The following is a 19,674-nucleotide window of genomic DNA, read 5'->3' as shown; positions in this document are numbered from 1 at the left end:
GAAAATGTCCCCTAGAACTCTACGGACGCGGATACGCTGCGCTCAATAAATCCAACGCTCCCTGGCACGCCACCAGTTGATGCAATAGATTGCATGCTCAAGATCGTCCGAGTGATGCCGCCTTCGTCGTAGGTTTGCGGTGTGCAGTTAACCACAACGGAGAATCCTTCTATTGGACTGGGTGCGGAAGCTACGGGTGTTGTGCAGGAGGCAGGCGCGGCGGGCAAGGCCACTGCAGCCCACTCCAAGCCTGCACGCGCTGCCCAATAGGCGCGCGAGCCCTGTATGTCCTGTGCTGAAGTGACTTGTTGGGTACCAGAAATGCTCACCATATATCCACCCAGCGCAGCGAGCAGCACCACTATCACGATAGCGGCGATGGCGGCAAATCCGCCTTGCGGGTTGTTGCGCAGCGACTTCATGGTGTGTTGTTCACATGGACTTCTTGGTATAGGCCAACGGACTCAGCACTGGGTGTGTCGGTCAACGTAATGCTGAGTTGCACCAACGCGTTGCGCTGCAGGTCGCTGTTGTTATAGACAAAGTTGCAAGCAGCCACATTGTTGGCCAGTATGGGGCCTGTTGCGTTGGCGCAGGTGGTGCCTGCCGCAGCCAGGGTCCGCACGGTACGGCGCAACGTGCCCGCAGCCGCATCGCACACGTAGGAAACCACCTGCTCACTGTTCGGGATGACATGGAATCGGTTGCTGGGCGAGGCCAGCGGAAATTGCCGTGGGGTGATATTGATTTTGATCTCGGGAGAGAGAGTCCCAGCCGCCACACTGGTCACCGCCGAGGTATTGTTCTGGGCATAGGCATCCGAGCCAGAGCTGTTGCCCAGGTTGTAGATCGCAATGATGTCTCCGCTCACGATCATCTGGTCGGTCAGCGCGCTGTTGGTACCCAGCATGTCGAAACTGCCGTCCGAGGTGCCAAAGTCCAGAATGTCGCCCGCCCCGGCCGCGTTGGTGACCGCGCGGTAACGCCCGCCCGTTCGGGTGGGAATGAACTCCACGCACTGGTTGCTGGTCTGACGTATGCTGTTGGGCAAGGCCTTGTGCAGGTCTCGTGCGATGCGTCGCAGCGTGGTGTCTGCTACATCGGTTAGCGCAGCACGCCGACCACTGGCGAAATAGCTGTCAATGGGGCCTCTCATGAAAGTCGCAACCATGCCGCTTATCGCACCCAGGATCACGATCACCATGATCAGTTCGACCAAGGTAAATCCGTGTTGGTAGCATTTCGTTTTACACATGGTCTAGTAATTGGTTCGCCATCCTGTGATGGTCACGCTTTCAGCTCCACGACTCACGGTAACGACCGCTCGCTTGGCTGCAATGCCGCCCAATGTCTGTAAAGTCACTGCTGCCTGGACTTGGTAGCCATAGACCGACGTTGGCATACCGGTCAGGATTGGACCGGTCGCCGATATGGTTTCAGTGAAGTTGTAATCGTCCACCGCATCGTACAGGTCACGTCCCGATTCCACCACGTTTGCTCCGCCATCTGGGTCCGCGTAGGCCTTTTGCAAAATCTCCTCCATGATCGAGTCCGCGAGCGCTGCTGCCTGCTTGCGCACCATGGGATCCGCGCTGGACTTTGTGACGGTGTTCATCACGGAAAGAATCCCGGCAAGCCCCGCACTGATCACCACAATAAAGATGATGACCTCGACCAGTGTGAAGCCGTGCAAGTACTTCCTAGTCATGGACAAAGCCGGTATCGGCCTCCACGGTAATAGGGGTGCTGTTGGCAACGGTTATGGTGACGGCCGTTGTCTGATCCGTGGCACCCAAGGGCGTAAACTGAAAAGGGCCAACGAGCGTAGTGGAGAGCCCGGTGCCCGCGCGGGGTGTAAACGGAGGGTTTAGTGCAGGAGCGACGACGGCTGAGGCGGCCGTACAAGCGACGGTCGCCGGGTTGTTTACAAACATGGTCATTGTCACGCCCGTTGCATTGACCGTCACACAGACGGTGCGGCGTCGGGCAATGGCGGTCTTTTGTGCAAAGCGCAGCACGGACAGGGTTTGGTCATGCATGCCCCGAGAATTGAACGTGTTCATGTCGAACATCCGTGGTGCAGCATACACAGCCAAGACACCCAGCACTACGATGACCATGATCAACTCGACCAGCGTGAAGCCGCGCACAGCACGCGCACCTGGTGGACGGTGAACTGAGCGATTGGGGTACATGGTGCTCTGCTTAAATTGCTATTGAGTTTATAGCAATCTAGTCAATGTTCACGAGACCCACAAGCGAATACTCTGCGTTAACTTTTTTGCGATGCGCAGTGCACGTGAGCGTATTGGCGTGCTGCATGGGATTCACTCCGTAAGGGGGTAGAGGACGGGCACTGAAATTCGTTCCCATTATCTGGCAACTACACGTTTGTCGGTAGCTGTTCGCCGCTGCACCAAGCCTGCCACATGCGACGGTACAAGGCCTCCAGGTCGCGGGTGAACTGCTCCGGCTGGCATAGCGGGCTGGCCTGCATGCGAGTGCGGATTTGGGGCCGCAATGCTGCCAGCCGCTCTGGCTGCATGGCCAGGGCAACGGCTCCGGCCACATAGGTGTCGATGCTGGGAAATGCCAGTTCGCCTTCCAAACCGATGTTGGCCAGGGCCGCGTACGACTGACGGGACACCACGGTATTGCCCTCCAGTGTGACCACGGGCACGCCCGCCCACAAAGCTTCCAGCGTGGTCATGCCACCATTGAAAGGGAAGGGATCGAGGGCAATATCCACATGCCCATACTCCGCGAACATCTCATGGTGGGCCGAAGTGCCGCGCAAATCCAGCCGCGCCGCATCAACGCCGCGTTGGGCAAAGCGTTCGATGAACTGTTGGCAGACGCCGTCGTCGGCCAAGGCCGCTGCTTTCAACACCAAGCGGCTCTCCGGCACGGCGCACAGAATCTTTGCCCAGGCATCCAGTACCTGTGGCGCTAGTTTGGCCAGCCGGTTGAAGGAGCCAAAAGTCACGAAGCCATTTTCCAAGGCGGGTGCTGGTGCCACCTCACCGGCGTAAACAGGCGCGCTGAAGCAAAAGCGCGTATGCGGCAGGTGCAGTACGCGCTCGGAAAATAGTTGCCCGCTGCCGGATGGACTGGTATACGGGTCGCTGATGAAGTAGTCCATGCTGGACATGCCCGCCGTGTTGAAGTAGCCAATCCAGGTGGCTTGCACGGGAGCGGGGTGCAGCGCAAAGCTTAGCAAGCGGTGGTTGCCCGTATGGCCCGATAAGTCCACCAGTACATCCACCTGCGCCTCGCGAATGCGCTTGGCCAGTTCCTGTGGTGTCTCAAACGCCACGTCTGACCAGGCATCCACGGCGGCGGCAATCTCGCCGGTGGTGCTGTCTTTCTTCAGCCCCGCGGAGAAGCAGTGGAACTCAAAGTGCTCCTTGTCGTGCATGCGCAATACATCGCGCAGCAGGAAGCCCACAGGGTGGGCAGCGAAATCCGCAGAAACGTATCCCACTTTGAGCTTGCGTTGCGGGTCGCGGTTGCGCTCGTTGAATTGCGCGGGCCGGGCCATCGGCGCTTCGTACTTGGCCGCCCAAGCCAGGTGGTGCTGAAAGACGTCTTCGCGCGAGAATTCGGGCAGGTAGTTCATCTCAAACAGCACGTTCGACGCCATGGGCATCTGGTTCGCGTCCTTGTCCGACACGTCCATGTAAATATCCAACGCCAACTTCGGGCTGCCCGTTTCACTCAGACAACCTGCCAGATTCACCTTGGCGCGCAGGTCTTGTGGGTAGGCTTCGATGGCCCTACGGCTTAAAGCCATGGCTTTTTCAAGGTTGCCGCATTCCTTGTGGGCAACCGCCAACAAAACCAGGCGCTGGTTGGTCTCGCCTTTTTCTTCTATGCAGCGTTCCAGGTAATCAACCACCAGTTCCTGGTGACCTGAAAAACCTTGCAAGGCCACCAGGCTGTAATGTGCCTCGGCATAGTCTGGGCGTATGTCCACGGCCTTTTGGTACTGCGCAATGGACTCCTTCAGTTTGCCCCTGGCGAACAGCACATTGCCCAGATTGCCGTAGGGCTCGGGTCGGGTGGGGTAGTCTTGCACCAAGCGTTCGGCTTCGACCTGCGCCTCTTCGAGTTGGCGCAGCTCTATCAGTGCCGCTACACGGTTCACCCGCACTTCATAGTATTGCGGGTCCAGCGCCAGGGCTCTGTCCAGCCAAGCCAGGGCTTGCGCAAAGGCATTGCGCGCCAAATGCCATTCGCCCAGATTGCCGAGTGTGCGCACATCCTTGGGGTCGAGCTGGTGTGCGCGCTCATAATCGGCCAGCGCCTGGTCGTAGGACAGGGCTAGCCGGTGGGCGATGCCCCGGGTGCACCACAGCGCGGCGTTTTCCGGTTGTTTTTGCAGCGCGGGTGCAATGGCCGCCAGTGCGGCGGCATGCTTGCCCTGCAGCAGTGCGCGCTTGGCCGCTGCGTGCATGGCCTCCACATCCCCTCCTTGGGCCGCGCGTATTTCCAGCAGAGCGGCTATGGACTGCAGGCCTTGCCTATCCAGCCAACCAATACACCAGCGGCTGATGAAGCTCAACATAGGGCCCGTGTTCAACCCACAAAAGCATGGAGCACCATGGAGAAGAGGATTTGGCGCACCACTTCCGGGGCATAGCCTGCTGCGAGCAGGCGCGGTTGCAGGCGGTGGGCCACGATCGCGCGACCCAGCAAGCCCAGACGGTACTGGTTGCGCACCTCGCGGGCCTGGGTATTGAATTTCTCCAGAGCCTGTGCCCACTCGGCCTTGCTTGGGGCCTTGTTCTTTTTGGGCTTGGGAATCACGGCCATGAACGCAGACTCAAGTGCCTGTGTGGCGTCGGAATATCGGCTCAATCGGACTTCCCCAAAAAAATTGGGTTGCTGAAAACTCAGCAACCCAGGCTACCTGACCGCAAAAATCGACTCAATGAGTCGAGACAGCTTTACGAAATAGCAATAGCAGTAAAGTTGGCCGTTACCGATGGTGTAACCGACGTATTGCCCACGACGCAAGTGGTGCCGCTGGAGCCGGCTGCCGCAGCAGTAATACCGTAGCCCGCTGGCATGCCGCCCTGCACGAGACCGCCAACATCCGAGCAATTCGCAACCGCTGAAGTGCCAGCCTTGGTGGAGCTGATGCTGCGGGAAGCGTAGTTGATGGTGGACGCGGCAGACAATGCGCCGGCTACGCCCTGAGTGGCGGCCGATACGGCGTCGGACTTCAAATCCACAAACTTGGGCAAGGCAACCGCAGCCAGCACGCCCAAGATGACGATTACCATCACCAATTCAATCAGAGTAAAACCGCCTTGGTTCTGTTTCATAGTAGTCACCTCAGTAAATAAAGACACGTTTTCCCGTAGCGGGAGACGAGACCAACGACCGCTCGAATCGACGGGTACGACCAAATTGTAGTCCTAACACATCGCGCTGTGCACGAAGTTTGAGCAGTAAACGTATGAATTAGTTCACGAAATTGCCACATATCTGCTCTTGCCGCCAGGAACAGATGGCCGTTTAAGGGGGCGCTTGATACAGCCAAGTGTAGGGTGCATACGGCACCAACCGGACTTCCTCCGCCGTTGCGACGATTCGAAACCAGATGGCATCGGCGGCCTGGATCGGTTCCAGCCATTCTGGGTACAGCAGGCGATAACCCACGCAAACGCATTCCGCATCAAACAGCCAGCTGCCGGGTTCCACCTTCTCTGCGTCTTGCATCGCCCATTCCCCGGCAAAGTTCGGTGGAACAGCTTTCAAGAGTTGGAACGGGTTCTTGACAACGGGGGACTTGTCCGCCACCCGTATGTGGCGGGTCAACTGCTCAACCAGCAGCGCAGCACGTAGCTGCGTTAGTGTGGACCACACACCGACCTGCTCGGCCCGGGCTTGCAGCACCCGCAATTGGCGCCCAAATACCCATAGCAGTGCAACGATCACCAAGACCAGGATGCTCCACTCCACCATGCGGCGGCTCCAGAATCCGCCGCCGCCGGGTGCCGGTCTCGTGGCCACGCTGGGGCCTCAACCGCCGCCGCGGCCCATGGCCGCCTGGCCCAGATTCCACAGGGGCAGGAACACGCCCAAGGCCAGCAGCAGCACCAGCACGCCAATGACGACCAGCAAGATGGGCTCGATGGCAGCCGACAAGCCCTTGATGTTGTAGTCGGTCTCCCGTTCGTACATGCTGGCAATCTCGAACAGCAGGTTGTCCAGCTCGCCGGTTTCTTCACCTACATTGATCATTTGCAGCACCACCGGCGTGAACACCCCGGTCGCCGCCGCACACCGCGAGATGCTCTCGCCACGCTCGATGCCGTCGCGCATCTGCTCAATGCGGGCGCCGATGAAGGCGTTGTCCACGGTCTGTGCCACCACCGTCAGGGCCTGCACCAGCGGCACGCCACTTTGGCTGGACAGCGCAAAGCTGCGGGCAAACCGCGCCAGTGTCGCCTTGAGAATGATGTCGCCGATGATGGGCAGTTTCAGTTTGCGCGAATCCCAACGGTAGCGCCCGTTCACGGTGCGCACATAACTGCGGGCCGCTACCGCCACCGCGATTCCTCCGGCAATCAGCATGGGCCACCACTTGATCATCCAGGCCGAGAATCCCAGCAGGCCGCGGGTGATCAGCGGCAGCTGCGCGTTGAAGCTCGCAAATACCTTGGCAAACACCGGAATCACAAAGAGGTTGAGGATCACGATGGCCACGGCCATGGCGATGACCACAAAAATCGGGTAGCGCACCGCTTGCTTGATGCGCTCGCGCACATCGCGCTCAAACTCCATATGCTCGTTCAGGCGCAAAAACACTTCGGTGAGCCGCCCCGTCATTTCGCCCACGCGGATCATGGAGATATAGAAGCCACCAAACAGGTCCTGGTGGCGGGCCATGGCAGCGGACAACTCCCGACCCTGGTCCAGGCTGGAGCGTATGTCCTTCAGCAAGTCGACCATGGCGGGCTTGGTGGCCGAGGCCTGCAGGCCGGAAAAGGCCCGCAGAATCGGTACCCCCGCCTTGTTCAGCGTGTACATCTGGCGCGAAAAAATCATCAGGTCTTCATCGACGACTGGCTTGCGGTTGATCTTTTCCCACCAGTTGTCTGCCTGCGCCTCGACCTCGACCTTGGCCAGAGCTATGTAAACCGGCGTGACGCCGATGGACCGCAACTGGTCCGCCACGCCGTTTTCAGTCATGGCGTCGAGCTTGCCATCGACCGCTTCGCCCCGGTTGTTACGCCCCCGCCATTCAAAAATTGCCATACGGGGTTAGCCCATGGCCTCGTCCGAGTCACCGACATCAAAACCCACCCGTAGCGCTTCAGCCAGCGAGGTACGGCCCTGGCGCACGATTTCCAGTGCGTGGTAGGCCATGGTGTGGCCCTTCATGCGTTCGCGCGCCAGGCGCATGAAGGTGGCGGGGTCGGAGGTGGAGGCCGCATGCGTCAGCTCGGTGTCCATCTCCAGCAATTCGTACACCCCTTGGCGACCGGAATACCCCGTGCCATTGCAGGCCGAGCAGCCCATGCCGCGCTTGGGGGATATGGTTTCACCCGGTTCCAAGATGGATTCCAGCCAGGCGTTCTCTTGTGCCGTGGGCGTTTGGGGCGCCGTGCACTCCTTGCACAGCGTGCGCAGCAGGCGCTGCGCGATGACGGCCTGCAGCGAGGTGGACACCATGAAGGCCGGAATGCCCATGTCCAGTAAACGAAACGGCGTGCTCATGGCATCGCGCGTGTGCAGCGTGGACAGCACCAAGTGGCCGGTGATGGCGGCGCGCATGCCGATTTCGGCGGTCTCGGCGTCGCGCATTTCGCCGACCAGTACCACGTCCGGATCCTGGCGCAGCACCGAGCGCAGCACGCGGGCAAAAGTCAGTTCGATCTTTTCGTTGACCTGTACCTGGGTGAGGCCGGGCAGGCGGTACTCGATAGGGTCCTCGACGGTGATGACCTTGAGCTCGGCCGCGTTGATCTCGGCCAGCGCCGCATACAGCGTGGTCGTCTTGCCGGAGCCAGTCGGCCCGGTGACCAGCACCATGCCGGCGCTGCGGCCCAGCACCTCGCGAAAGCGCTTGAGCATGGCGTCGGGCATGCCGATGCTGTCCAGCCTGCGCATGCCGGCACCCTGGTTCAGCAGACGCATCACCGCCGATTCGCCATAGGCGGTGGGCAGCGTCGAGAGACGCACGTCAATCGTGTTGTCCTTGATGCGCACGCTGAAGCGGCCATCCTGCGGCAAGCGCTTCTCGGAAATGTCCAGCCCGGCCATCAGCTTGAGCCGCTGGGCCAGTGCCGCACCGATGCGCTTGTCGGCCTGGGTTTGCACCTGTAGCACGCCGTCCACCCGCACCCGCACCTGCAAGCCGTCTTCTTGTGGCTCGATGTGCACATCAGACGCGCCCACCTGCATGGCGTCTTCGAACAGGGATTGCAGCAGACGCACCACGGGCGCGCCTTCCAGGCCCACGCTGGCAGTCAGTTCGCCGAAGTCCACCGCATCGCCCAGGTCTTTTTCCAGGGCACGGGCCAAGCCGCTGATTTCCTCGGTGCGCCGGTACAGACGGTCAAATGCGGGCACCAAGCCGCTCTCGGGCACCGCGGCGATGCTGATGTTGCGCTTCAGAATGCGGCTGAGTTCGTCAAAGGCAAACAGGTCCAGCGGATCACCCAGCGCCACCAGCAGCGTGTCGCCCTTGTCTTCCAGTACCAGGGCCTTGAAGCGCCGCGCGGCCGACTCCGGTAACAGTTTGACCACATCGGCCCGGAACGGGAAGGTCTTGAGGTTGACGAACGGAATGCGCAACTGGCGGGCCAGGCCGTTGGCCAGCAGCTCCTCGGTGATGATGCCGGTTTCTATCAGCAGGCGGCCCATCTTCTTGCCGGTGGTGCGCTGCAACTCCAGGGTTTGTTGCAACTGTTCCTGCGAGATCAGGCGTTGCTGCACCAGCACATCGCCCAGGCGCAGTTTCTCGGGACGACCTGGCGCGGGTCGCGGAGCGTCCGGCGCGGGAGGAGGGGCGCTGGCTGCCATATTCATGCGCGTGTTCCTTGTGGGTGTAGCAAAAATAATAGCACGGGGCGCCGTAAATCAGCGGGCTATTGCTGCGGCCGCATCGGCAGGGCTAAAACTTGTACTTGCTTCCGCATCCGCTGACATGGTTGCGGTTGCTGGACATGCACTGGTAGAACGCCCGCTTGTTGCCGCTGGAGCTTTCGCAATCACCCAGCGTGACCTCGGACTTGGCCTGGCGCAGTTTGGCTGCCGTGGCGTCGTATTCGGCCTGGGTGATGTAGCCGTCCTTGGTGTTGCGCTGGCCAACCTCCAGCATGGTATCGACCTGGGAGTGAATGTTGTCCACGGCTGCGGCGCAAGACAAGGGCTCGGTCTTGGGGTCCACCTTTTGCAGGCCTTTAACCAGGCCGTCGCGCATATCCGCCACGTCTTTGGGGATCTTCTTGGTGCCGTCGGGGTTGGCGCCACCCTGGCTGCTGGGGTTGTTGTTGCCGCCAAAACCGCTATTGCTGTTGTGCAGCTTGATGGGCTCTCCGGCTTTTTCGGTGTTGGGGGGCTGGGAGCCGTAGTGGACCTTGCCGTCGGCATCGGTCCATTTGTACACGCCCTGCGCCGTGGCGGCAGGCGCCAACAGTGTCGTCAGCAGCAGTGCGCCGGCCATGGCAGTGGTGGCGGTTATCCAGCGTGTCTTCATCCAAGCGCTCCCCGGTGTTCTACAAATTCGGCGCCAGCAGGCGCTGCAAGTCAGTCGCCTTCATCTGGCGGCGTTGGGCCAAATCTTGCAATTGGTCATCGCCGATTTTGCCGACATTGAAGTAGCTGCTGTCTGGGTGGCCAATATAAAAGCCGCTGACGCTGGCCGCTGGTGTCATGGCCAGGCTTTCGGTCACGCCCATGCCGATTTCCTCGCACTGCAAGAGCGCAAACATGTCCTGCTTGACGCTGTGGTCCGGGCAGGCCGGGTAGCCGGGGGCGGGGCGTATGCCCTTGTATTTTTCGGCGATCAGGTCATTGGCGCCCAATGCCTCTTGCACGGCATAGCCCCACAGATCCTTGCGCACCCGCTCGTGCAGGGCTTCGGCAAACGCCTCGGCCAGCCTGTCGGCCAGGGCTTTCAACATGATGGACGAGTAGTCGTCATGGGCGGCCTCAAAGGCCTGGGCGCGCTTGTCGGCACCTAGGCCTGCGGTCACCGCAAACAGGCCGGCGTAGTCCGGAACGGTTTTGCCATTCTGGCCGCTAGCCCTCGTCGCGTGGTCTTCATGCGCTCCTGATTTGGTAGCAATCTGCGGTGCCACAAAATCCGCCAAGCAGCGGCTGGGCATGGTCACGCCGTCCACCACCGGCTTCTCGGTCTGCTGGCGCAGGCCGTACCAGGTGAGCACGCGCTCGGTGCGGGTTTCGTCTGCGTAGAAGGCGATGTCGTCCTCGTCCACGCTGTTGGCCGGGTAGAGCGCGACCACGGCGTTGGCGGTCAGCCAGCGGCCATCCACAATTTTCTTCAGCATGGCCTGGGCGTCGGCGTAGACGCGCTTGGCCTCCACACCGACCACCTCGTCGTCCAGGATGGCCGGGAAGGGGCCGGCCAAATCCCAGGTCTGGAAGAAGGGCCCCCAGTCGATGTACTTGGCCAGCTCGCCCAGGTCGAAATTCTTGAACACGCGCCGGCCGAAGAACTTCGGCTTGGTGGCCGTGTAGCTGCTCCAGTCGATGGGCGTCTTGTTGGCGCGCGCCTTGTCCAGCGTCCACATCGGCGTCTGCTTCTTGTTGGCGTGTTGGGTGCGCACCCGTTCGTAGTCGGCGCTCAGCTCGTCCAGGAACTGGCCGGACTGGTCGCTCAGCAGGCTCTGCGCCACGCCCACGCTGCGCGAGGCATCGGGCACGTAGACGACAGGGCCTTCGTAGTGCGGCGCAATGCGCACGGCCGTGTGCACGCGGCTGGTGGTAGCGCCGCCGATTAACAGCGGGATCTTCTTGATGCGGAAGTAGTCGTCCTTCTGCATCTCGCCGGCCACGTACTGCATCTCTTCCAGGCTGGGCGTGATCAGACCCGACAGGCCGATGATGTCCGCGCCTTCCACCTTGGCGCGGGCCAGCACCTCGTGGCAGGGCACCATGACGCCCATGTTGACCACGTCAAAGTTATTGCACTGCAGGACCACGGTGACGATGTTTTTGCCGATGTCGTGCACGTCACCCTTGACGGTGGCGATGACGATCTTGCCCTTGCTACGCACGTCGCGCCCTGCCGCCTCGTCCTGGCGCTTTTCTTCCTCGATGTAGGGGATCAGATGCGCCACGGCGGACTTCATGACCCGCGCGCTCTTGACCACCTGGGGCAAAAACATCTTGCCGGCGCCGAACAGGTCGCCGACGATGTTCATGCCGTCCATCAGCGGGCCCTCGATCACGTGCAGCGGGCGCCCGCCGGTGGCCAGAATCGCGCGGTAGGCTTCCTCGGTGTCTTCCACAATGAAGTCGGTGATGCCGTGCACCATGGCGTGGCTCAGGCGCTGGCCCACCGGCACGGGCGCTTCGGGCGTGCCGCGCCATTCCAGCTTCTTGCTCTCGTCCTTGGCGCCGCTCTTGGCGGTCTCGGCGATCTCGACCAGGCGCTCACCCGCGTCCTCGCGGCGGTTCAGCACCACATCTTCGACGCGTTCGCGCAGCACGGGTTCCAGGTCGTCATACACGCCCACCATGCCGGCGTTGACGATACCCATGTCCATGCCGGCGGCAATCGCGTGGTACAAAAACACGGTGTGGATGGCCTCGCGCACCGGGTCGTTGCCGCGGAAGCTGAAGGACACGTTGGACACGCCGCCGGACACCTTCGCGCCGGGCAGGTTGTTCTTGATCCAGCGCGTGGCCTCGATGAAGTCCACCGCGTAGTTGTTGTGCTCTTCAATGCCGGTGGCGATGGCGAAGATGTTGGGGTCGAAGATGATGTCTTCCGGTGGAAAACCCACCTCGTCCACCAAGATGCGGTAGGCGCGTTCGCAGATCTCGATCTTGCGCGCATAGGTGTCGGCCTGGCCCACCTCGTCAAACGCCATGACCACGGCGGCGGCACCATAGCGGCGCACCAGCCGCGCCTCCTGCTTGAATTTTTCGACGCCCTCTTTCATGGAGATCGAGTTGACGATGCCCTTGCCCTGCACGCAGCGCAGGCCGGCCTCGATGACGCTCCACTTGCTGGAGTCGATCATTACCGGCACGCGGGAGATATCGGGTTCGCTGGCGATCAGGTTCAAAAAGCGGATCATCGCCGCCTGGCTGTCCAGCATGGCCTCGTCCATGTTGATGTCGATGACCTGGGCGCCGTTCTCCACCTGCTGGCGCGCCACGGCCAGGGCCTGCTCAAAGTCGCCGTTCAGGATCATGCGGGCGAAGGCTTTGGAGCCCGTCACGTTGGTGCGCTCGCCGATGTTGACAAAGGTGGCGCGGGGGGCGGAACCGTCGTCAGAAGGGGGAGCGCCAATCACGACCGGCTCCAGGCCGGACAGCATCATGGGGGCGACAACGGGAATAGAAGGCATGCATCTCACCTGTAAAACAGCGAACCAGGTGAGCGTCGTTGGGAACATCCAAGCCTGACACGCCACTGGGTGGCCTGCTGCAACGCTCCTTGGATAGGCGAATTTTAAAGGAGAACCCGTGCCCATTGCGGGCCGCCGTGGTTTACCATCGCTTTCATCCCCACCCCACAGCCCGCGGCCATGAGCTCACCTGACGACACCAGCCCCCGTGTACGGGCGTTTGAAACCGCCGCCGAGCTGCTGACGGCCCCCAATGCGCTGATCCACCTCACGCTGGAGGAGGCCCGCGTTGTTGTCGGTTACATGACGCCGCGCTTCATCCCGGCCAATACCACCTTCATCAAGGAAGGCGACGCCGCCGACGAAGGCTTCATGGCCTTGCTGCTGGAGGGCGAGGTGGTCGTGGAAAGTGTCACCGTCAGTCGCACCGAGCCGCTGACGATACGTGTGCTAGGCCCCGGTAGTCTGGTGGGCGAGGTGGGCCTGGTTGACCGCGAGCCACGCTCGGCCTCCTGCACCACCAGCGCCGATTCGCTATGCGCCATCCTGGCGCGCGATGCCTTTGAAGCCCTGATCAACGAAGAGCCGCGCATCGGCTCCAAGCTGCTGCTGGCGATTGCCGCGCGTCTGGCCGAGCGCCTGCGCGACAACGCCCGCAAGCTGCGCCTCTATGCCAAGCTGGCCAAGGCGATGCAGCTGGAGATCGACCGGGCGTTGTTGCCACGGGCCTGATCCGAGGCGTTCAGACCGCTTCTTTGTAGAACATATTGCGCCGCACGCTGCGCCCGGGCAGCGGCGCCACCGCATGGGCAATCGCGCCAATGTGGTCCGGCGTCGTGCCGCAGCAGCCGCCCACGATGTTCACCAGCCCCTCGGCGGCGAACTCACGCACCAGGCGGCTGGTTACGTCCGGCGTCTCGTCAAAGCCGGTGTCGCTCATGGGGTTGGGCAGGCCGGCGTTGGGGTAACAGCTGATGTAGGTGTCGGTGGCCACGCGGTTCAGCTCCTGGATGTAGGGGCGCATCAGCGCGGCACCCAGGGCGCAGTTCAGGCCAATGGCCAGCGGCTGGGAATGGCGCACGCTGTGCCAGAAGGCTGTGACGGTCTGGCCACTCAGAATACGGCCCGAGGCATCGGTCACTGTGCCGCTGATGATGATGGGCAGGCGTTCGCCGCTGGCTTCGAAGTATTCGTCAATCGCAAACAGCGCGGCCTTGGCGTTCAGGGTGTCGAAGATGGTTTCCACCAGCAACACGTCGCTGCCGCCTTCGACCAAAGCCTGGGTCTGGTCGTAATAGGCCTGGCGCAGCTCTTCGAAGGTCACGTTGCGGGCGCCGGGGTCGTTCACATCGGGGCTGATGCTGGCTGTCTTGGGCGTTGGGCCCAGGGCGCCGGCCACAAAACGGGGCTTGTCGGGCGTGCTGTATTTGTCGCAGGCGGCGCGGGCCAGTTGGGCGGATACGAGGTTCATCTCCACGGCCAGGTCGGCCATGTCGTAGTCGGCCTGAGCCACGGTGGTCGCGCCAAAGGTGTTGGTTTCGATCAGGTCGGCGCCGGCGGCCAGGTAACGTTCGTGGATGTCGCTGATCACATCCGGGCGGGTCAGGCTCAGCAGTTCGTTGTTGCCTTTGACATCCTTGGGGAAGTCCGTGAAACGGTTGCCCTGGGCGCCAGGGCCGGTGTAGCCCTCGCCGCGGTACTGGGCCTCGCCCAGCTTGAAGCGCTGGATCATCGTGCCCATGGCGCCGTCCAGGATGGCGATGCGGCTGGCCAAAATTCCGGGCAGGGCCTGGCCGCGGGTGTAAGCAGGAAGGTTCTTGGTCATGGGATGCGGCTCACTTTCTCGGGTGCAGACAAGTGAGCGCAGTTGGCAAAACCCAAGCCTGGCGGCCTGTGGCGAACTGTGTGCACAGTGCCGGGCCGCTGCAGCGCTCCTTGGGAAGAGCGCATTTTAGACCAGTGCGTAGCACCGTGCCGATAGCCCGATGCGTAGCCCTTGGAGCCTGGGTGGCCGAGCGTTCTGCGCAGGTAAAGGAGGAGCCCACGGGCGCAAGCCTGTGGGCGGGGGACACGGAGCAGAACGCTCGGCCACCCAGGCTTCAAGGGCGGTCATGCCCGACAATAGGGCATGCCAACCGGGGTTCCTCCCGGATAACTCTGCATGATTTATGGCGATAGCCCTCGTATTCATTGCGTAATGCGCTACTACTTTGATAGCAACTGATTCATCCGCCATTTCCAGCGAAACCCTCCACGCCATCCTGGAAGAGGTTTTTGGCTACCCGCAGTTCCGCGGGCCGCAGCAGGCCATCGTGGAGCACGTGGCCAATGGCGGCGACGCGCTGGTGCTGATGCCCACCGGGGGCGGCAAATCGCTGTGTTACCAGATTCCGGCCATTGCCCGCCAGCGCGCGGGGCTGGGCGTGGCGCTGGTCATCTCGCCGCTGATCGCGCTGATGCACGACCAGGTGGGCGCCCTGCACGAGGCCGGTGTCAGCGCCGAATTTTTGAACTCGACACTCAGCAGCGAAGAGGCCTACCAGATCGAGCAACGCCTGCTGCGCGGCGACATCACCTGCCTGTATGCCGCGCCCGAGCGGGTGACCAATCCGCGCTTTCTGGCGCTGCTGGACTCGCTGTACGAGCGCAACCAGCTGAGCCTGTTCGCCATCGACGAGGCCCACTGCGTCAGCCAGTGGGGCCACGATTTCCGCCCCGAATACCGTGCGCTGACCGTGCTGCACGAGCGCTACGCCGCTGTGCCGCGCATGGCCCTGACCGCCACGGCCGATGCGCTGACGCGTGACGACATCGTGGAGCGCCTGCAGTTGCAAGAAGCCCAGACCTTCGTCAGCAGCTTTGACCGCCCCAACATCCGCTACACCATCGTCGAAAAACGCGAGGCCGTGCAACAACTGCTGCGCTTCATCGAGCGCGAGCACGAGGGCGACGCCGGCATCGTCTACTGCCAGTCGCGCAAACGGGTGGAAGAGGTGGCCCAGACCCTGGTGGACGCTGGCATCCGCGCCCTGCCTTACCACGCGGGGCTGGACAGCCGCGTGCGCCAGGACCACCAGAACCGCTTTTTGCGCGAGGACGGTGTGGTCATGGTCGCCACCATCGCCTTTGGCATGGGCATCGACAAGCCCGACGTGCGCTTTGTGGCCCATCTGGACATGCCCAAGAACATCGAAGGCTACTACCAGGAAACCGGCCGCGCCGGCCGCGACGGCCTGCCGGCCTACGCCTGGATGGCCTACGGCCTGCAAGACGTCGTCAACCAGCGCCGCATGATCGACGAGAGCCCGGCCGGCGAGGAATTCAAACAGGCGCTGCGCGGCAAGCTGGACGCGCTGCTGGGCTTGGCCGAGGCGACGGATTGCCGCCGCGTGCGCCTGCTGGCTTACTTTGGGGAGCAGATGGGGGAGGGGGCTGTGGCCGCCGGCGATGCGGATGTGGCCAGCGGTGGTGCGCGCTACCGTTGCCAGAACTGCGACAACTGCCTGACCCCGCCCGAAGTGTGGGACGGCACGGACGCCGCACGCAAGCTGCTCAGCACCATCTACCGCATCCAGCAGTCCAGCGGCATGTCATTTGGTGCCGGCCATGTGATGGACATCCTGCGCGGCAAGACCACCGAAAAGGTCACCCAGCACGGCCACACGGCACTCAGCACCTTTGGCATCGGCGCGGAATTCAGCGAAGTGCAGCTGCGTGGCGTGCTGCGCCAACTGATCGCCATGGGGGCCGTGGCCGTGGACGCCCAGGCCTTCAACACGCTGCAGCTGACGGCCCAGTCACGGGCCGTGCTCAAGGGTGAGGTGGCGGTGCAGCTGCGCGAGTCCGTCTCCACGCCCGCCAGCCGCAAGAGCAAACGCTCGGGCGCCGGTTCTGCGGCAGTCAAGGCGCCGATTGCACTGGACGGGGATGGTTTGGTGCGCTACGCGGCGCTAAAAGCCTGGCGCGCCGAGGTGGCCCGCGAGCACAACCTGCCCGCCTATGTCATCTTTCACGACGCCACGCTGGCTGCGATTGCCAAACGGGCGCCGCAAACCCTGGACGATCTGCAGGGTATCAGTGGGATTGGGGCCAAGAAGCTGGAGGCCTATGCGCAGGAGGTGCTGCGGGTGGTGAACGCCTGAGCCTGACTTCGGACTTGGCTGGACCAGACAGTCGAGCCGCCGGGCGAGGGTGAACGCCAAAGTGAGGTAAAGGGGGAGGCCGAAGGCCGGAGGACACGAACGGCGGCGTTTGCCCCCGCTCGGCGGCGGGCGCCTACCTCAAGCGCACCGCCAAAAATAAACTTACTGAACCGTCGTACGGCGACGGAAGCAGGTCTCGTAAGACATGGCCGCACCCGACATGGTGTTCTGCAGACGGGCGATCGCGCGGCTATGGCGCTTGCCACCCTTGGCGTCGCAGACGTGCTGGCTGTGGTGCTGGATCAGGGCTTGCAGCTTGTTGCGGCAGGCATCCAAAACACCGGCGAAATTCAGGGCGATGTACGCGGAATGGTCGGCATTGGTGTGGCGGAATTCATCGGACCAGTAGTCAAACAGTTGCCACTGGTAGGTGCCTTTTTCAGGAACCTTGATCGTCTCTTTGTTCATATCAACACGTCAAAATGAAGAAGAATGGATACTTCTCAAGGCGCCTGGCTGTGCTTCCAACGGGCCGGCGATTGATGCATCCGCGTCCCTGTATGACGCACGAGCGTGCTAAACGGTTGACAGTTCTTTACAGATTTGGCCCCCCAAAAGGGCCAAATTAGTGGAAAAACCCTATTCCACGGGCCTCGCGCACCTCGGGTTTGATGCGATGCTCGGCCTCCAGCTGCTCTAAAAACTCGGCCGGCGACAGCTGAACGTCCAAAATGGCCGCCTGCCGTTTGACCGAGGAAAAGTCGCCAACACAGAGTTGATCCAGCACTAATAGACGCTTTTCCAGGGCCGGGTCCAGCTGCCGGGCATCACCACCGCAGCCCTCGGCCACAAACAAGGCCAGGCGCTGGTCCCGGCTGAGTGGCTTGAACTGGATCTTGAAGGTAAACCGGCGCAGCGCGGCCTGGTCTATGCGGTCCATCAGATTGGTCGTGCAGATGAAGATACCGCGAAAGCGCTCCATGCCTTGCAGCATTTCGTTGACTTCCGAGACCTCGTAGCTGCGTTGCGCACCCCGGCGATCCTGCAGGAAGCTGTCGGCTTCGTCCAGCAGCAGGACGGCGTTTTCGGCCTCCGCGTCGCGGAACATGGTGGCCATGTTTTGCTCGGTCTCACCGACGTATTTACCCATCAGGTCGCTCGCCTGGCGCACATGCAGGGGCTGGCCCAGCGTGGCAGCAATGTGTTCGGCCAGCGCGGTTTTGCCCGTGCCGGGTGGGCCATAGAAGCACAGGGTGCCGTGGCTTCTGGCCTGCAGGGCCTGCACCACGCGGGGGATCTCGAAGCGGCTTTCCACATTCAACCACTCGGGCTTGTAGTGGTGGGCGGCCAGCCGGCGCGCGCCATCGGCCGTGCGGTTGCCCAAAGCCATGTCGGCGTTTTTCAACTGCCGCTCAATCAAGGTTTCCAGTGCGTTCTCGGGCTCGGCCGCGGGGGGCTGCGCGGTGTTGGCCAAACCGGCGAAGCGCACGGCGGTGCGAATCTGGGCCGGGGTCAGCCCTTTGCGCTGGGCCAGGCGCCCTACAAAACCCTCGGATACGGCGACCCCATTCAGGGTTTTGCGCACCAGTTCTTCGCGGGCACCCGGCGGCGGCGATTTGAGCTCCAGGTGGTAGGCGAAGCGGCGCCTGAAGGCAGGGTCGATCTGCTCAATGCGGTTGGTGACCCAGATCGTGGGCACCACGTTCGACTCCAGCACCTGGTTGACCCAGGCCTTGCCGCTGACGCTGCCATTGGGTGGTGCCGCCGTCGCATCGGCGCGGGCCATCCACTGCGCGGCCTCGTTGGAAATCGGGGGGAACACATCCTCCACCTCATCAAACAACAGCGCGGCCTGGGCACTGCCTTTGAGGAAAACTTGGGCGATCTGCAACGAGCGGTAACGGTCCCGCCCGCTTAAGGAGTTGCCGTCGCGGTCGGCGTACTCCACCTCGAACAGATCCAAGCCGGCAGCCTGCACGACCACTTTGGCCAGCTCGGTCTTGCCGGTGCCGGGTGGGCCGTACAGCAGCACGTTGATGCCCACCTCTTGGCGGGCCACGGCATTGGTCAACAAATTGCACAAGACTTGGGCGTCTTCGGCGACAAAGGCAAAGTCGTCCATGCCCAATGCGCTTTTGGCCGAGAGGCGCGTGAACACGGCCATCAGTTCCGCTTGGTCGCGGTAAGGGCGCATCAGCACGGGGGGCAGTTTTTCGCTGACCTTCATCAAATCGGCCAGGTCGGTGATGTTGTGCTCGGAAATCAGGTTTTCGACCAGCCCAATGCGTTCCAGCCGCGAACCCGCGCGCAGCGCTTCGGCGACTTGGTCGGGGTTGACGCCGGCCACTTCGGCGATGGCGGCATAAGCCTCCGGCGCATTGTTGACCTTGAACTCCACGAGGATGCTGCGCATGTCGCGCTGGTAACGGGCCAGCGTGCCGTACAGCAGCAGCGCACGCTCGGCCTTGTTGAGCTGCAACAGGCCGGCCAGTGCATTGATATTCTTTTCGACCAGCGTGGACTGGCGTTTCAGCGAGTGGCGCAACCATTCGCCGGTGACGGTCAGCACCGAGATCAGGTCCTTGGGCTGGTCCTTGGCATATTCGTCCAGAAAGAAATACAGCGTGGCCTCGTCATACGGTCCGCGCCAGGCGCCGTGGCGGGCCAGGAATTCGGTTGCGTCCAGAGCCTCGTGGCCGCGCCACAACTCGTTGCTGACACAGCGACGCGCCAGAAATTCACGCAGCCGGGCCAGTACCGATAGCGGCCACACCAGATGGCGGCCGGCCAAGCCGACGATGCCGTTGAAGTCGCGGCGCACATTGAGCCCGGCGCCCTGGCGCGTGGCCAGGGTTAGCACAAAGTGCGAACACATCAAATCCAGAACCGGCGCCTCCAGCAGGCCCGGCGACGGGATCAGATGCCCACCCAGGGGCTGGGACAACAAACGCTTGGCCATCAAATGCCTCCAG

At 62.2% G+C, this 19,674-nt stretch carries 17 protein-coding genes and 2 riboswitches; of the genes, 2 read left to right on the top strand and 15 right to left on the bottom strand.

Annotated features, from left to right (window positions below; genetic code table 11):
• Positions 1-11: 11 nt before the first annotated feature.
• From AC07OO_RS16310 to metH, 12 genes are all read right to left on the bottom strand, one after another.
• Positions 12-422, bottom strand: a complete 411-nt coding sequence (locus AC07OO_RS16310; RefSeq protein ID WP_495083135.1) for a hypothetical protein — start codon at positions 420-422, stop codon at positions 12-14.
• Positions 419-1,255, bottom strand: a complete 837-nt coding sequence (locus AC07OO_RS16305) for a prepilin-type N-terminal cleavage/methylation domain-containing protein (protein ID WP_495083134.1) — start codon at positions 1,253-1,255, stop codon at positions 419-421. The genes AC07OO_RS16310 and AC07OO_RS16305 overlap by 4 nt, the downstream gene beginning before the upstream one ends.
• A gap of 3 nt (positions 1,256-1,258) precedes the next feature.
• A complete protein-coding gene (locus AC07OO_RS16300) occupies positions 1,259-1,693 on the bottom strand; it encodes a prepilin-type cleavage/methylation domain-containing protein (RefSeq protein ID WP_495083133.1) in 435 nt (144 codons plus the stop codon).
• A gap of 7 nt (positions 1,694-1,700) precedes the next feature.
• Positions 1,701-2,195: a pilus assembly FimT family protein gene (locus tag AC07OO_RS16295; protein WP_495083132.1), complete on the bottom strand. Its 495-nt coding sequence runs from the start codon at positions 2,193-2,195 to the stop codon at positions 1,701-1,703.
• Positions 2,196-2,383: 188 nt separating this feature from the next.
• Positions 2,384-4,567 carry an O-linked N-acetylglucosamine transferase, SPINDLY family protein gene (locus tag AC07OO_RS16290; RefSeq protein ID WP_495083131.1) on the bottom strand — a complete coding sequence of 728 codons (2,184 nt, stop codon included), beginning with the start codon at positions 4,565-4,567 and terminating at the stop codon, positions 2,384-2,386.
• Between the two features lie 11 nt (positions 4,568-4,578).
• Complete coding sequence (locus AC07OO_RS16285) at positions 4,579-4,860, bottom strand: hypothetical protein (protein ID WP_495083130.1); 282 nt, start codon at positions 4,858-4,860, stop codon at positions 4,579-4,581.
• Between the two features lie 89 nt (positions 4,861-4,949).
• Positions 4,950-5,330 (bottom strand): type II secretion system protein, encoded by a 381-nt coding sequence (locus tag AC07OO_RS16280; protein ID WP_495083129.1) that lies wholly within the window; start codon positions 5,328-5,330, stop codon positions 4,950-4,952.
• 193 nt (positions 5,331-5,523) lie between these two features.
• Complete coding sequence (locus AC07OO_RS16275) at positions 5,524-6,021, bottom strand: hypothetical protein (protein ID WP_495083128.1); 498 nt, start codon at positions 6,019-6,021, stop codon at positions 5,524-5,526.
• A gap of 9 nt (positions 6,022-6,030) precedes the next feature.
• Positions 6,031-7,269 carry a type II secretion system F family protein gene (locus AC07OO_RS16270; RefSeq protein WP_495083127.1) on the bottom strand — a complete coding sequence of 413 codons (1,239 nt, stop codon included), beginning with the start codon at positions 7,267-7,269 and terminating at the stop codon, positions 6,031-6,033.
• A 6-nt stretch (positions 7,270-7,275) separates the two neighbouring features.
• On the bottom strand, positions 7,276-9,045 hold the full coding sequence (locus AC07OO_RS16265; protein ID WP_495083126.1) for a GspE/PulE family protein: 1,770 nt from the start codon (positions 9,043-9,045) through the stop codon (positions 7,276-7,278).
• A gap of 85 nt (positions 9,046-9,130) precedes the next feature.
• On the bottom strand, positions 9,131-9,715 hold the full coding sequence (locus tag AC07OO_RS16260) for a DUF4124 domain-containing protein (protein WP_495083125.1): 585 nt from the start codon (positions 9,713-9,715) through the stop codon (positions 9,131-9,133).
• 19 nt (positions 9,716-9,734) lie between these two features.
• Positions 9,735-12,560 (bottom strand): methionine synthase, encoded by a 2,826-nt coding sequence (metH, locus tag AC07OO_RS16255; RefSeq protein WP_495083124.1) that lies wholly within the window; start codon positions 12,558-12,560, stop codon positions 9,735-9,737.
• A gap of 23 nt (positions 12,561-12,583) precedes the next feature.
• Positions 12,584-12,657: riboswitch (S-adenosyl-L-homocysteine riboswitch) on the bottom strand.
• A gap of 83 nt (positions 12,658-12,740) precedes the next feature.
• On the opposite strand from metH, the gene AC07OO_RS16250 reads away from it, so the two are divergent.
• Positions 12,741-13,292: a cyclic nucleotide-binding domain-containing protein gene (locus AC07OO_RS16250; protein ID WP_495083123.1), complete on the top strand. Its 552-nt coding sequence runs from the start codon at positions 12,741-12,743 to the stop codon at positions 13,290-13,292.
• A gap of 10 nt (positions 13,293-13,302) precedes the next feature.
• Here AC07OO_RS16250 and AC07OO_RS16245 read toward each other — a convergent pair whose 3' ends face one another.
• On the bottom strand, positions 13,303-14,385 hold the full coding sequence (locus AC07OO_RS16245; RefSeq protein ID WP_495083122.1) for a homocysteine S-methyltransferase family protein: 1,083 nt from the start codon (positions 14,383-14,385) through the stop codon (positions 13,303-13,305).
• A gap of 27 nt (positions 14,386-14,412) precedes the next feature.
• Positions 14,413-14,503, bottom strand: a riboswitch (S-adenosyl-L-homocysteine riboswitch).
• 267 nt (positions 14,504-14,770) lie between these two features.
• Here AC07OO_RS16245 and recQ point away from each other — a divergent pair.
• Positions 14,771-16,702 carry a DNA helicase RecQ gene (gene recQ, locus AC07OO_RS16240; RefSeq protein ID WP_495083121.1) on the top strand — a complete coding sequence of 644 codons (1,932 nt, stop codon included), beginning with the start codon at positions 14,771-14,773 and terminating at the stop codon, positions 16,700-16,702.
• Positions 16,703-16,864: 162 nt separating this feature from the next.
• On the opposite strand, the gene AC07OO_RS16235 is transcribed toward recQ, so the two are convergent.
• Complete coding sequence (locus tag AC07OO_RS16235) at positions 16,865-17,170, bottom strand: hypothetical protein (protein WP_495083120.1); 306 nt, start codon at positions 17,168-17,170, stop codon at positions 16,865-16,867.
• A gap of 157 nt (positions 17,171-17,327) precedes the next feature.
• A complete protein-coding gene (locus AC07OO_RS16230; RefSeq protein ID WP_495083119.1) occupies positions 17,328-19,661 on the bottom strand; it encodes an ATP-binding protein in 2,334 nt (777 codons plus the stop codon).
• Positions 19,662-19,674 lie beyond the last annotated feature (13 nt).

The organism is Rhodoferax sp. GW821-FHT07G04, assembly GCF_059418585.1.
Note: the sequence above shows the minus strand (reverse complement) of the source record. Positions and strands in the feature narration are given on the sequence as shown.